This is a genomic window from Kitasatospora sp. NPDC057500, from assembly GCF_042802195.1.
Classification (GTDB): domain Bacteria; phylum Actinomycetota; class Actinomycetes; order Streptomycetales; family Streptomycetaceae; genus Kitasatospora.
The window spans coordinates 1-13,597 of the sequence record NZ_JBHVER010000208.1 but is presented as its reverse complement, the minus strand read 5'-3'; the positions used below and the strand labels follow the sequence as shown (position 1 = coordinate 13,597).

The following is a 13,597-nucleotide window of genomic DNA, read 5'->3' as shown; positions in this document are numbered from 1 at the left end:
CCGGGGATGTCAACATATCTGGCGTTGACTTTTGGCACGCTGTTGAGTTCTCAAGGAACGGACGCTTCCTTCAGGCGGCTTTCACACCGGCCCTCTGGGCGCTTCGTTCTTTCGTGTTTCCAGCTTACCAGATGTTTTCCGCTCCGTTTTCCGGAGTTTCATTCATCCGATTCCCGCTGGGGGGATTTCCTTCAACTTCGCTCCGAAGCCTATCAAAGCCTTCGGTGTGCTCAGTCCCGGGATTTACCTTGTCGGAGAGGGCGTGCATTCGATGAAGCACACTCGCCTCGACTCGGCGGTGTCGTAGACACTAACGCCTGAGCCTGACTGCTGTCCAGTCGATCCCAACCGTTCAAACCTACTAGCCCACCCCTACCACGTCAATGGTTTGGCCGGGTTGCGAGAAGAGTAGCAGCTCAGAGGCCTGTTGATCACATCGACTCAGGCCGCGACCGGCTGCAGGTCCGCCCGGTCGGCCGCATCCAGATCGCCGGTTTCCCCGGCCCCTGCGGCCTTCCGGCCCAGCACCAGCGCGTAGAGGAGGAACGCGACCTCCGCGAGCGCGCCGATGGTGATCCGGGCCCAGGTCGGCAGGCCGGACGGGGTCACGAACGCCTCCAGGACGCCCGACAACGCCAGCACCGTCGCCAGGCCGATCCCCATGCCGACGATCGAGCGGCCCTGTTCGGCGAGCGCGGTGGCCCGGGTGCGCGGGCCGGGGTCGACGATCGTCCAGCCGAGACGGAGTCCCAGGCCGCCGGCGACGAAGACGGCGGTCAGCTCCAGTAGGCCGTGCGGGATGAGCAGGCCGAGGAAGGTGTCGAGCCGGCCGGCGGAGGCCATCAGGCCGATGCCGAGGCCGAGGTTGAGGACGTTGCTCGCCAGTACCCACAGCACCGGCAGGCCGAGCACCACGCCGTAGAGCAGGCACTGCACGGCGATCCAGGCGTTGTTCGTCCAGACCTGGGCGGCGAAGGAGCTCGCCGGGCGGTCGGAGTAATAGGTCTCGTAGGCGCCGCCGGGCCTGGTCATCTCCCGAAGCTCGTCCGGCGCGGCCAGGCTGCCGCGGACCTCGGGGTGGCCGGCCACCCACCAGGCGACCAGCGCGGTGGCGAGCAGCGACAGCACCGCGACCGGTATCCACCAGCGGCGCGAGCGGTAGAGCGCGGCGGGGAAGCTCACCGTGTAATAGCGGGCGACGTCCCGCCAGCCGCTGGTCCGGCTGCCGGTGACCGCGTCGCGGGCCCGGGAGACCAGGCTGGTGAGCCGGCCTTCGAGGGTCGGGTCGGGCGCGGCGGCCTGAACCTTCGCCAGGTGCCCGGTGGCGCGCTGGTACAGGGCGACGAGTTCGTCGGCCTCCTCGCCGGTCGGGCGCCGCTTCCTGGCGAGGGCGTCCAGCCGGGCCCACTCCCCCTGGTGGGTGGCGACGAAGACGTCCAGGTCCATGCGGCGGCTCCATGGTCGGCGCGGGGCGCGCGGTCGGGCGGTGCGGACAGGTGGGCCCAGCATGCCAGGGCCGGACGGTGCCACGGCCCCCGGGACCTCACTTCCCGGCGGGCTCCGCGGACCCGTATGTTGACGGCAGCAGATCTCGGGATCGTGGGGGCCGATCCGCCGGATTCCCCGCCACGGACCGCGTACCACCGACGGGAACGGACAGGTGTCTTGAGCGACCTGGTGACGGGCGAGGCGGTCGTCCTCGGCCTGCGCGCGGCGAAGCTTCCGAGCCGGGGGCTGGCCATCGCACTGGACCTCACCGTGCAGATCACCGGGCTGGTGGCGACGACCCTGCTGCTGAGCCTGCTCCTGGTCGACCTCGACGGGGCGGCGGTCGCCGCCGTGACGATCGGGCTCACCGTCTTCTTCCTGGTGGCGCTGCCGGTCATGATCGAGACCTTGACCCGGGGGCGTTCGCTGGGGAAGGCCGCGCTGGGGCTCCGGGTGGTGCGCAGCGACGGCGGGCCGGTGCGGTTCCGCCACTCGCTGGTGCGCGGACTGGTCGGCTTCCTGGAGGTCATCGTGCTGTTCGGGGTACCGGCGGTGGTCTGCTCGGTGGTGTCCTCGGACGGCAAGCGGCTCGGCGACGTCTTCGCGGGGACGCTGGTGGTCCGTGAGCGGGTGCCCGGCGGGAGCGGGGCGGCGATCTCGCTGCCGCCGGTGAACCCGCAACTGCTCCAGGCGATCGGCGGCGAGCTGGTGGCGCTGGACCTCTCCGCCGTACCGGAGCCGCTCTGGCTGGCCGTCCGGCAGTTCCTCGGGCGGATCGGCGAGCTGGACCGGGCCGTCGCCCATCAGATGTCCGCCCGGCTCGCGGACGACCTGGCGGCCCGCACCGGCCACCCGGTCCCGTACGGGGTGCACCCGGCGGCGTACCTGGGCGCGGTGCTGACCGAGCGCCAGCGGCGCGAGTGGAGCCGGGCGCAGGGGTACGCGTTCCAGCAGGCCCAGGCCCAGCAGCAGGCACACGCTCAGCAGCAGGCGCAGCAGCAGGCCTGGGCACCGGTCCCGCCGAGCACCCCGTCGGCCCCGCCCGCCCCGCCGACGCCGCCGGCCTCCGGCACCGGCTTCGCCCCGCCTGCCTGAGCCCGCCCGGGGCCTCCCGCGAGCACCTGAGACCGCCTAGCCGAGCCCCTCCCCGTACCCGAACTCGGCCGGCCAGGGGTTCGGCGGCGACTCCAGTTCCTCCAGCTCGATCCCGCCCGCCGCCAGGACGACGTCCCCCGCCAGGTGCACCACCTGCTGCTCGCCCGTCTCCAGGTCCGCGACCTGGTAGCGCTCGACGACCAGCGGCCCCGAGTCCGTCGCGTGCGTGTCGACGCCCTCCAGCAGCCAGCCCTGGTCGAAGGTGCGCGGCGCCAGCACCGGCTCGGTGAACGCCACCAGCCGCACCCGCGCGCTCGCCCCCTCCCGCAGCCGCAGCAGCCGCGCGGTGGCGACCAGGAACCCGGGCGAGCGCCCGGCGAAGCCGTGGGCCCGGTCGTGTCCCTCCGCCGCCTGCTCACCGGCCGGGTCCGCCGCGTCGGCCCGCACCCAGGCGACCCCGTCGACGGCGCCGCCGCGGACCTGCCAGCCGCCGGCCCGCAGCTCCATCCGCAGCGGCCGGGCCCGCGAGTCCAGGGTGAGGTCCACCGTGCCGAGGACGCGGCCGTCCGGCGCGTACGTCTTGGAGACGTACCGCCAGCCGGCCGGGCCGGGCGCGCAGCTGAACCGCTCCTCACCGAGCAGGACGTGGTCGTGGGTGTCGTGGAGCGAGTACCGGCCGTTGGGCATGCCCGAAAGCCTACGTCCGGGCCGGAGCGACGACTTCGGACGGGCCGTGCAACCTCCCCCCGACTCCCCGCATCAGGGAGGTGAGTGCCGCACCCGCGGCACCGGCGGAAGGGAGCACCCATCAATGGCGAAGCAGACCCGCGACGCCGACTTCACGGCGTTCGTCGCGGCTCGGGCGCCGTGGCTCCGCAAGGTGGCCTACCTGCTGTGCGGCGACTGGCACCGCGCGGACGACCTCGTCCAGGAGTCGGTCACCAAGCTCTACGTGCGCTGGGGCCGGATGTCCAAGGTGGACAACCTCGACGGCTACGTGCGGACGGTGCTCGTCAACACCTTCCTCGCCGAGCAGCGCTCGCCGTGGGCGCGGTGGTCGGCACGCCGCCGTGACGCCGCCCTCCCCGAACGGGCGGCGGTCGTCCCGGACCCGGACGTCTCGGTCGACCTCCGCGCCGCGCTGTCCGCACTGCCTCCTCGGCAGCGGGCCACGGTGGTCCTGCGCTACTACTGCGACCTCACCGTCGAGCAGACCGCCGCCGCGATGGGGTGCTCCACCGGCAACGTCAAGAGCCAGTCCTCCCGGGGCCTGCACGCGCTGCGCCGGCTCCTCGACCACGAGACCGTCGCGGCGGCGGCCGGTCCCTCCGAAAGGATCACATCGTGAACGACCCGTACGACGGTTCCTCCTCGCTGTCCGCGGCCGAGCAGCGGCTGGCCGCCGAGCTCACCGCGCTGGCCGACTCACCGGCGCCCGGCACGGGTTCCGACACCGCCTGGGCGGTCCGGACCGGCCGGTCCCGGCTGCTGCGCCGGCGCCTGGCGGTGCTCGGCGCGGTGACGGCGGTGGCGGTCGGCGCCGCCACCCTGGGCGCGACCTGGCCGGAGGGCGGCGCCGACTCCACCGTCTCGGCGGCGGCCTCCGGCTCCGGCTCCGTCGGGCCCCGGGTCGGCCCGGACACCGGCCACAACCCGCTCGTGGTGCAGGCCACCTTCGGATGGCTGCCCGCCGGCTTCGACGGCTTCACCTACAACAAGGGCTTCAGCGGGCGGCCGGAAGCGTCACAGGTCAAGGCCATCGGCCCGAAGCAGACGAACTCCACCAACAACTACAATCACCAGTTGCTCTTCCTGACCGTCCATGCGCCCGGAGTGGAGCCCCCGCTCGACCTCGGCGCCGGCCTCCGGTACCGGGTGGACACCGCCCCGATCAACGGTCGGCCGGCGTACTGGGTCGGCAGCGCACCCGGCAACCCGTCGGGCGAGGGCCTGGACCGGACACTGCGTTTCAAGCTCGCCGACGGCCGCTGGGCCGAGCTGCACGCCTCGTACATGAGCGACGCGGACGGCGTCGCGAACGTGATGGTGCAGGCCGCCGCCGAGGTCAGGGCCGAACCCCGGGCGGTGGCCATGCCCTTCAGGATCAAGAGCCTGCCCGCCGGCCTGACCCCGGCGGCCGGAGCGATTCTGGACTACGGACCCGAGGCCGCCGGGGGCTACCCGTGGATGGCGGCCGTCGGCTTCACGCTGGGCGACAAGCACCTCACCTTGACGGCTGTACCCGACACCGCTCCGGTCGAGGTCCCGGGCCGTGCTCTCGCCGTCCCGCCCGGCATCCAGGTCGAGCCGCTCCCGGAGACCTGCCGGAGCTCCAAAGGCGTCAAGCTCTGCGTCTCCTCAAGGGACGGCGAGGCGCCGTTCGCCTCGATCGGCGGCTTCAACGGCCTGCTCGACCGGGTCACCTCGCGCGGTACCGACGAGAACGCCTGGACCACGGAGGTCCTCCACTGAACCCGTTCCGCACACGCCGGTGGCCGGCACTCCCCCGCGGGGGAGTGCCGGCCACCGGCGTGCGTCGGCGCGGGGCCGATCAGTAGCGGTACTGCTCCGACTTGTACGGGCCCTCGACCGGGACGCCGATGTAGTCGGCCTGCTCCTGGCTGAGGGTGGTCAGCTTCACGCCCAGCGCGTCGAGGTGCAGGCGGGCGACCTTCTCGTCCAGGTGCTTCGGCAGCACGTAGACGCCGGTCGGGTACTGCTCGGTCTTCGTGAACAGCTCGATCTGGGCGATCGTCTGGTTGGCGAAGGAGTTGGACATCACGAACGACGGGTGGCCGGTCGCGTTGCCCAGGTTCAGCAGGCGGCCCTCGGAGAGCACGATGATGGTGCGGCCGTCGGCCTTGCGCCACTCGTGGACCTGCGGCTTGACCTCGGTCTTCACGACGCCGGCGAGCTTGGCGAGGCCGGCCATGTCGATCTCGTTGTCGAAGTGGCCGATGTTGCCCACGATGGCCTGGTGCTTCATCCGCTCCATGTGGGAGGCCATGATGATGTCCTTGTTGCCGGTCGTGGTGATGAAGATGTCGGCGATCTCGACGACGTCCTCAAGGGTGGCGACCTGGTAACCGTCCATCGCGGCCTGCAGCGCGCAGATCGGGTCGATCTCGGTGACGATGACCCGGGCGCCCTGGCCGCGCAGCGACTCGGCGCAGCCCTTGCCGACGTCGCCGTAGCCGCAGACGACCGCGACCTTGCCGCCGATCAGGACGTCGGTGGCGCGGTTGATGCCGTCGATCAGCGAGTGGCGGCAGCCGTACTTGTTGTCGAACTTCGACTTGGTGACCGAGTCGTTGACGTTGATCGCCGGGAACAGCAGCTTGCCGTCGCGGTGCATCTCGTACAGGCGGTGGACACCGGTGGTGGTCTCCTCGGTGACGCCCTTGATGGTGGCGGCGACCTCGGTCCACTTGTTCGGGGTCTCGACGAGCGTGCGGTTGAGCAGTTCGAGGATGATGCGGAACTCGTCGTTGTCGGCGGTGGACGGGTCCGGCGCGGCACCGTCCTTCTCGAACTCGACGCCCTTGTGGATCAGCAGGGTGGCGTCACCGCCGTCGTCCAGGATCATGTTCGGGGTCTGGCCGTTCGGCCAGGTGAGCGCCTGCTCGGTGCACCACCAGTACTCCTCCAGGGTCTCGCCCTTCCAGGCGAAGACCGGGACGCCCTGCGGGTTCTCCGGGGTGCCCTCCGCGCCGACCGCGATGGCCGCGGCCGCGTGGTCCTGGGTGGAGAAGATGTTGCAGGAGCACCAGCGGACCTCGGCGCCGAGGGCGGTGAGGGTCTCGATGAGCACCGCGGTCTGCACGGTCATGTGCAGCGAGCCGGTGATCCGGGCGCCGGCCAGCGGCTTCGACTCGGCGTACTCGGCGCGGATCGCCATCAGGCCGGGCATCTCGTGCTCGGCGAGCTGGATCTCCTTGCGGCCGAACGGGGCCAGGGAAAGGTCGGCGACCTTGAAGTCACCGGTGATGTCGGTCGACATGCGTCTGCTCCTCGTGTGACGGGTGGGGCGTGGCCAAGGTCCTGGTGTGCGTCACAACACGGCGGGCCGCGCGGGTGTGCGGCGACGCCAGGGCGCCCGGTCCGCGGCACGGTCCACCGGCGCGGCACGGATGCCCTGTTGCTCGGCACAAACCGTCGGAGGACCTCTCTCCCTCGACCGGCCGCGCACCCCCTCGGGGGCGGGCCGCCGATCGACCGCCATCAGCAGCGACGTTCTGGCTCTGGGGACGAATCTACACCGACGGCCCCGGACGGCGGCCCGCTACGGCCGTTTTCGGCCTCCGGGACCGACGGTGCGGCGGGCCCGTCAGTGCGCGCCGGGAACCGGCCCGCCGGGCGTCGCGTACGGGTCGTCGCCCGCCGCCTCCTTCTCCGCGCTGTAGATGTCCGGCTCCAGGTAGATCGCCCGGGCGATCGGCACCGCCCGCCGGACCCGCACCTCGGCGGCGTCGATGGCCTCGGCCACCTCCGCGGCCGTCGAGTCGGCCGGGACGGCGATCTTGGCGGCGACCAGCAGCTCCTCGGGGCCGAGGTGCAGGGTGCGCATGTGGATGACCCGGCCGACCGAGTCGTGGTCGACCAGCGCGTCACGGATCCGGCCCACCGTCTCGGGGTGGGCCGACTCGCCGAGCAGCAGCGAGCGGGTCTCGATCGCCAGCACGAACGCGATGGCGATCAGCAGCAGGCCGATGCAGAGCGTGCCGATGCCGTCCCAGACCGCGTCCCCGGTGATCGCGGTCAGGCTCACGCCGAACAGCGCCAGCACCAGGCCGATCAGCGCGCCGGTGTCCTCCAGCAGCACGACCGGCAGCTCGGGCGCCTTGGCCCGGCGGATGTACGACGTCCAGCCGTGCGTCCCCTTGTCCTTGGCGGCCTCGCGGAACGCGGTGAAGAAGGACCAGCTCTCCAGCGCGATGGCGAACACCAGCACGCCCACGGGCCAGTACCAGTTGTCCAGCTCGTGCGGGTGAGCGATCTTCTCGTAGCCCTCGTAGACCGCGAACATGCCACCGACGCTGAACAGCACGATCGACACCAGGAACGCGTAGATGTACCGCTCGCGCCCGTAGCCGAACGGGTGCTCGGGGGTGGCCGCGCGCTGCGCCCGCTTGCCGCCGACCAGCAGCAGCACCTGGTTGCCCGAGTCGGCCAGCGAGTGGACGCCCTCCGCGAGCATCGAGGAGGAGCCGGAGAACGCGAAGGCCACGAATTTGCTCACCGCGATGCCCAGGTTCGCGGTCAGCGCCGCGACCAGCGCCTTGGTACCGCCTTCGGTGCTCATGCCCGGAAGGTCCCTCCGTCGGGGGCCGTCCGCGCGGCCCGTGCCGGACGCCCGGTCCGCCGGGTCGTCGTCGACCGCATACGGTACCGGGCCGCCCGCCGAGGGCTCAGGACCGCGCCGCGGCGAGGCCCAGGTAGACGGCGGCGAAGTCGGTGAGCGCCACCAGGTCGACCAGTGCGTGCAGCGGGTCGGAGCGGCGGCTGGCGTACTCGGTGAGCCGGACGTCGTGGGCGGTCGCGAGCCGGTGCGCCCGGGTGGCGCCGAAGCTGCGCGGGCCCGCGTCGTCGGCCGGCACCTCGCCGGGGCCGCCGTCCGCCTCCCCCGCCGTGTCGGGACCGGACGGCGCTGCGGCGGCCTCGCCGGGGACGTGCCGCAGCAGCAGGACCTGGAGGTGCAGCGGATCCGGCTCCTCGACCCGGTCGCGGAAGAAGTCGTCGGGGTCGGCGCCCGCGCCGAGCTGCCCGGTGAACATGCCGCGGTGCGCGGTGAGCACCTGCGGCAGCAGGCCGGCCAGCGCGGGGCGGCCGGCCCGGTCGGCGAGCTGGGCGGCGAACCGTCCGGCCGCCGCGCCGGCCACCTGGCCCTCGGCCCAGAGCAGCGGGACGGTCCCGGCCAGCCGGGCGGCCAGCCCCTTGGCCGGGTTGGTGTACGCGGCGGCGTCCGGCCGGCAGCGGACGGCGGTGGCGTCCAGCAGGTCGGCGGTGAGCGGCAGCGCGTCGTAGGCCAGCTGGGTGACGCCGAGCTTCTGGGTGAGCGCGAGCATCGGCGCGAGGTGGGCCCAGAGCGCGGCCGGGTCCTCGGCGGGCAGGTCCGGCTCGGCGGCGGCGGACCCGAGGCCGCCGGGCGCACCGGCACCGGGCTCGGCGGACTCGACGGCGGACGGCACGAAGGGCAGCGGCAGCGCGCGGACCTGGAGCGCGGCCTCGGCGAGCGGGCTGCCCTCGGGCGCGGTGACGACGATCGCGCAGCCGCGCGCGTAGGCCTGCTCGGCGAGCGCGACCAGGCCCCGTTCGCCGCCGCCGGCGGAACTGATCACCAGCAGGTCGAGCGGGCCCGCCCAGCCGGGGAGCTGCCAGGCGAGGCCGGCGGTGAAGGCGGCCGGGGCGGTGGCCCGGTCGGGGCGTGGGACCGGCGCGGCGTCGGTGGGCGGAAGCGGGGCGACCAGGCTCGCGGTGCCGGCCAGGGCGGCCAGCATCTCGCCGGCGGTCAGCGCACTGCCGTGCCCGGCGACCAGGACGGCGCGCGGGCGGCCGTCGGGGCGCAGCCGGTCCAGGCCGGCGGCGTCGGCGAGCCGCAGGGCGGTGCGGACCCGGGCGCCGGAGCCGGCGAGGGCGAGCAGCGCGCGGTCGTGGTCGGCGCGCTGGAGGGCGGCCGGGTCGTCGAGCAGGGTGTCGTCGAGCATGCGGCGGGCCTCCGGCAGGTGGCTGGGCGCTGAGGACGGCGGTCGGCGGGCGCGGGGCGGGGCCGCCCCTCCAGGATCAGGCCGGGCGGCGGGCTTCGTCCACCAGCAGGACCGGGATGCCGTCGCGCACCGGGTAGACCAGGCCGCAGCCCTCACCGGTGCAGACCAGCTCCGGCTGCTCCTCGGTGCCGCCCTCGGTGAGCGCGGCCCGGCACTGCGGGCAGACCAGGATCTCCAGCAGGAAGGATTCGAGCTTCATGGCGTTCGGTCTCCGGTCTCGGTACGGGGGTTTCGGCGGGCGGCACGGCGGTGCCCCGGCCGAGAGGAAACCCTACCGGCCGGGGCACCGGGGCCGTACGTCAGGCGCGGACCACGGCCAGTACGCCGTCGCGCAGCTCGGCCATCCTCGCCGGGTCCTTCGCCTCGACGTTCAGGCGCAGCAGCGGCTCGGTGTTGGAGGCGCGCAGGTTGAACCACCAGTCCGGCCCGGCCACCGTGAGGCCGTCCAGCTCGTCGACGGTGGTGCCCTCGACGGCGAAGGCGGCGCGGACGGCGGCGGTGCGGCCGGCCTGGTCGGCGACGGTGCTGTTGATCTCGCCGGAGGCGGCGTACCGGTCGTACTCGGCGGTGAGCTCGGAGAGGGTGCCCGGCTGCCCGCCGAGGGCGGCCAGCACGTGCAGCGCGGCGAGCATGCCGGTGTCGGCGCGCCAGAAGTCGCGGAAGTAGTAGTGCGCGGAGTGCTCGCCGCCGAAGACGGCGTCGGTGACGGCCATCTCCTGCTTGATGAAGGAGTGGCCGACGCGGGTGCGCACGGGGCTGCCGCCGAGCTCGCGGACCACCTCGGGCACGGTCCAGGAGGTGATCAGGTTGTGGATGATGGTCGGCTCGGCCTCGCCGGCGGCCTTGGCTCGGGCGATCTCCCGGGCGGCGACCAGCGCGGTGATGGCCGACGGGGAGACCGGCTCGCCGCGCTCGTCGACGACGAAGCAGCGGTCGGCGTCGCCGTCGAAGGCGAGGCCGAGGTCGGCGCCGACCTCGCGCACCTTGGCCTGGAGGTCGACCAGGTTCTTCGGGTCGAGCGGGTTGGCCTCGTGGTTGGGGAAGGTGCCGTCCAGCTCGAAGTACATCGGGACGAGCTCGATCGGCAGTCCGTCGAAGACGGTGGGCACGGTGTGGCCGCCCATGCCGTTGCCGGCGTCGACGGCGACCTTCAGGGGGCGGACGGCGGTGAGGTCGACCAGGCCGAGCAGGTGGTCGGCGTAGCCGCGCAGGGTCTCCCGCTCGGAGAGGGTGCCCGGCCGGACGTCGCGGGCCGGGACGGTGACGGTGTCGTCCTCGCCGGTCCAGGACTCGACCAGCTCGCGGATCTCGGCGAGGCCGGTGTCCTGGCCGACCGGGGCGGCGCCGGCCCGGCAGAGCTTGATGCCGTTGTACTCGGCCGGGTTGTGGCTGGCGGTGAACATCGCGCCGGGCAGGTCGAACGCGCCGCTGGCGTAGTACAGCTGGTCGGTCGAGCAGAGGCCGATCTGCACGACGTCGGCGCCGTAGCCGGCCGCGCCCTCGGCGAAGGCCAGGCTCAGCGACGGGGAGGAGGGGCGCATGTCGTGGCCGACCACGATCGCGGTCGCGCCGGTGACCTGCACGAACGCGGCGCCGAAGGCGCGGGAGAGGTTCTCGTCCCACTGGTCCGGGACGACGCCCCGTACGTCGTACGCCTTCACGAGCTGCTTGAGGTCGCGCACTGCGGCTCCACCCTGGTTCTGTGTCTGATCGGCGAACGCGCCGGGCCTGGCCGGCGGGCCGGTCGCCCGTGGTCACGATACGACCGGGCGCGGCGGCGGCCGCCACCCGGTACAGGGGGGCAGCGTACCCGGGCGGGCGGAACGGTTCGTGCGGGGGCGGGATCCGGACGCGGGCGGGAGCGGGCCGGGCGGCGGCTCAGTTGTCGGGCGAGCGCAGCACCCGGAGGTGGCCGCGGCGGTGCCCCCCGGTGGACTCGCCCTCGGGGGCGCGGCCCTGACGCGGGGTCTGCGGGCGGGCGGCCTCGCGGACGGCGTTGGCGAGCGCCTCCAGGTCGTCGCTGCTGCGGCGCAGCGGTCCGGCCTCGGCGGCGAGCCGGACCACCTCCCAGCCGCGCGGGGCGGTGAGGCGCTCGGCGTGCTCGGCGCACAGGTCGTAGCAGTGCGGCTCGGCGTAGGTGGCGAGCGGTCCGAGGACGGCGGTGGAGTCCGCGTAGACGTACGTCAGCGTCGCGACGGCCGGACGGCCGCACGCGGTCCGCGAACAACGACGTACAGAGCTCACGAGGGTGGACGGTACAGCACTCCTCGCCGGGGAGCGAAGACCGCCTGTCCGGAGGGTGTGCCGTGTCGTCGTCCGCGCGCCGCCCGGGCGCTCCGCTCGCCCCGGGCGAACAGCTGCGGGGGTGGTCCACTTCCTGGCGTCCAAGGACTACTCTCGGCAGTGATATGGACAGCTCCGCACCGCAGTCATCAACGGGTCCCTCACGCCGCCCTCGGCACCGTGACCGGCACGGCCGGGGTCTGCGCGGCCCGCTGGCGCCGCCGCAGGTCCCGATCTCGCTCACCCGCTCCGAGTTGTTCGACGACTACGTGCGCGAGTCGGTGGAACGGCTGGAGCGGCGCTGGCCGCAGCTGATCGAGGTGGAGTTCGCCGTCCAGGAGGTGCCGCTGCACGAGTCGGACGGCACCGATCCGGACGGCGGGGTGCCGCTGGGCCGGGTCTCGCCGGGCCGGAAGGGGCGCAAGAGCCAGATCGTGGTGTACCGGCGGCCGGTGGAGATCCGGGCGAAGTCGCGGGAGGACCGCGCGGCACTGGTGCACGAGATCCTGATCGAGCAGGTGGCGGAGCTGCTGGGGCTCTCCCCCGATGCCATCGACCCGCGCTACGACGAGGACTGAGCCGGGAACGGCGGAGGGGCCGCACCCGTGATCGCGTGATCGGGTGCGGCCCCTCCGCCGTCCTCGCGGTGTCAGCGCAGGACCACGCCGGGGTCCTGCGAGGCCTGCGGGACCTTGACGCTGGAGCGGTCGTCGCGCAGCGCCTGGACGGTGAACATCGGCACGTCCTTGGTGGTGATCGCGAGCATCCGGGCGGCGGCGACCGGGCCGCCGGAGACGGTCTCCACGGTGAGCGCGTAGCTTCCGTTCAGTCCGGCGGGCTCGGGCGCCTGGATGGCGACGGTGCCGCCGGCCGGCAGCTGGACGTCCTGGGTGGCGGGGGTGCCGCCGCCGGTGCCGGCCGAGGCGGTGACCCGGACGGTGGCGGCCTCGCCGGTGGAGGTGAGGAAGAGCGTGGACGCGCCGCCGCCCCGGTTGTCCGCGACGGTGGCGCGGGGGCCGACCGGCACGGTGCCGGCCAGCCAGGCGGAGTCGGTCCTGCCGTTGGCCGCGGCGCGGTCGATCCGCAGGCCGGCCACCACCGGGGTGGGGTGCTTGTCGTCGGTCGGCGAGACCCGCAGTCCGGCGACCTCGTCGCGGGTCACCTTGCCGAGGTCGACGGCGGCCACCATGCCGGCCTTGACGTGGATGGACTCGTTGCCGGCCGGGGTGAACCAGCCGTTCGTGCCGGAGAGCTCGATCTTCAGGTCGGCGTCGTCCTCCGGCGGGGCCCAGACGACCAGCCGGGCGGACGCGGTGTCGGCGGGCAGGCCGGGCAGCACCTGGACGGGCGCCGGGTCGGCGGAGGCGGGCACCCAGTCGGCGCCCTTGCTGCCGTCGGCGGCGTGCAGGGCGGCACCGACCCGGCCGGTGCGGGCGACCACGTGCACGGCGAGGTCGGCGACCTGGCCCTTGCTCAGGGTGGGCAGCAGCACCGACTGCGAGCTGCCGGGGGCGATGCTGATGCCGTTGGCGGCGTCGTTCTCGATCAGGCCCTTGTCGCCGTAGAGCTTGATGTCGACCACGGCGGCGCTGGTCTCGGCGTTGACCAGGCTGATGTAGTCGTTGCGGCCCTCGGCCGTGGAGGCGCCGGCGAACCAGAAGCCGGTGCCGGACGGCGTGCAGGTGATCCCGGACAGCCCGAGGCCGCGCTGCTCGGTGACGGTGGTGGTCTGGGTGACGGTGAAGCCGGGGGCGAGCGCGCCGGTGGCGACGGCCCCGGCGCCGGGGGCCAGGTCGCCGTTGGCGGCGGGGGCGGTCACCGGGGTGCCGGGCTTGGCCAGGGTGAGCCGGGCGTCGGCGGGCGCGGCGTCCTTGTCGGGGGCGGGCGCGGGCGCGGCGGCGGGGGCCGTGGGCGCGCCGGTGGCGGCCGGGGCGGTGGCCCCGGCGTCCGGGGCGGCGGTGGCCGGC

Annotated in this window: 13 protein-coding genes; 4 read left to right on the top strand and 9 right to left on the bottom strand. The window is 73.7% G+C overall.

Features of this window, described 5'->3' with window-relative positions:
- Window positions 1-441 precede the first annotated feature (441 nt).
- Entirely contained in the window at window positions 442-1,446 is a 1,005-nt protein-coding gene (locus ACFU74_RS30945) for a stage II sporulation protein M (RefSeq protein ID WP_380762730.1), read from the bottom strand.
- A 219-nt stretch (window positions 1,447-1,665) separates the two neighbouring features.
- On the opposite strand from ACFU74_RS30945, the gene ACFU74_RS30940 reads away from it, so the two are divergent.
- The gene (locus ACFU74_RS30940) at window positions 1,666-2,583 is read left to right on the top strand and encodes an RDD family protein (RefSeq protein ID WP_380762729.1); all 918 of its coding nucleotides are present in this window, start codon (window positions 1,666-1,668) and stop codon (window positions 2,581-2,583) included.
- Window positions 2,584-2,619: 36 nt separating this feature from the next.
- On the opposite strand, the gene ACFU74_RS30935 is transcribed toward ACFU74_RS30940, so the two are convergent.
- On the bottom strand, window positions 2,620-3,270 hold the full coding sequence (locus ACFU74_RS30935) for a hypothetical protein (RefSeq protein ID WP_380762727.1): 651 nt from the start codon (window positions 3,268-3,270) through the stop codon (window positions 2,620-2,622).
- Window positions 3,271-3,394: 124 nt separating this feature from the next.
- On the opposite strand from ACFU74_RS30935, the gene ACFU74_RS30930 reads away from it, so the two are divergent.
- Together ACFU74_RS30930 and ACFU74_RS30925 are read left to right on the top strand one after the other, a co-directional pair.
- Window positions 3,395-3,931 carry a SigE family RNA polymerase sigma factor gene (locus ACFU74_RS30930; RefSeq protein ID WP_380762724.1) on the top strand — a complete coding sequence of 179 codons (537 nt, stop codon included), beginning with the start codon at window positions 3,395-3,397 and terminating at the stop codon, window positions 3,929-3,931.
- The gene (locus tag ACFU74_RS30925) at window positions 3,928-5,055 is read left to right on the top strand and encodes a hypothetical protein (RefSeq protein WP_380762721.1); all 1,128 of its coding nucleotides are present in this window, start codon (window positions 3,928-3,930) and stop codon (window positions 5,053-5,055) included. Before ACFU74_RS30930 ends, ACFU74_RS30925 begins: the two co-directional genes overlap by 4 nt.
- A gap of 79 nt (window positions 5,056-5,134) precedes the next feature.
- Here ACFU74_RS30925 and ahcY read toward each other — a convergent pair whose 3' ends face one another.
- From ahcY to ACFU74_RS30895, 6 genes are all read right to left on the bottom strand, one after another.
- Window positions 5,135-6,583 carry an adenosylhomocysteinase gene (ahcY, locus tag ACFU74_RS30920; RefSeq protein WP_380762718.1) on the bottom strand — a complete coding sequence of 483 codons (1,449 nt, stop codon included), beginning with the start codon at window positions 6,581-6,583 and terminating at the stop codon, window positions 5,135-5,137.
- Window positions 6,584-6,910: 327 nt separating this feature from the next.
- Window positions 6,911-7,885 (bottom strand): cation diffusion facilitator family transporter, encoded by a 975-nt coding sequence (locus tag ACFU74_RS30915; RefSeq protein WP_380762716.1) that lies wholly within the window; start codon window positions 7,883-7,885, stop codon window positions 6,911-6,913.
- Between the two features lie 106 nt (window positions 7,886-7,991).
- Window positions 7,992-9,287, bottom strand: a complete 1,296-nt coding sequence (locus tag ACFU74_RS30910) for an SIS domain-containing protein (protein ID WP_380762713.1) — start codon at window positions 9,285-9,287, stop codon at window positions 7,992-7,994.
- Window positions 9,288-9,363: 76 nt separating this feature from the next.
- Window positions 9,364-9,546 (bottom strand): Trm112 family protein, encoded by a 183-nt coding sequence (locus ACFU74_RS30905; protein ID WP_344321698.1) that lies wholly within the window; start codon window positions 9,544-9,546, stop codon window positions 9,364-9,366.
- Between the two features lie 100 nt (window positions 9,547-9,646).
- Window positions 9,647-11,029, bottom strand: a complete 1,383-nt coding sequence (locus ACFU74_RS30900) for a phosphomannomutase/phosphoglucomutase (RefSeq protein WP_380762711.1) — start codon at window positions 11,027-11,029, stop codon at window positions 9,647-9,649.
- Window positions 11,030-11,225: 196 nt separating this feature from the next.
- The gene (locus ACFU74_RS30895; protein ID WP_380762709.1) at window positions 11,226-11,591 is read right to left on the bottom strand and encodes a DUF3499 domain-containing protein; all 366 of its coding nucleotides are present in this window, start codon (window positions 11,589-11,591) and stop codon (window positions 11,226-11,228) included.
- A gap of 164 nt (window positions 11,592-11,755) precedes the next feature.
- Here ACFU74_RS30895 and ACFU74_RS30890 point away from each other — a divergent pair, with 164 nt between their 5' ends.
- Window positions 11,756-12,208: a metallopeptidase family protein gene (locus ACFU74_RS30890; protein WP_380762706.1), complete on the top strand. Its 453-nt coding sequence runs from the start codon at window positions 11,756-11,758 to the stop codon at window positions 12,206-12,208.
- Window positions 12,209-12,279: 71 nt separating this feature from the next.
- Here ACFU74_RS30890 and ACFU74_RS30885 read toward each other — a convergent pair.
- Window positions 12,280-13,597 (bottom strand): DUF5719 family protein (locus tag ACFU74_RS30885; protein ID WP_380762703.1); only part of this gene is annotated, 1,318 nt, incomplete at its 5' end.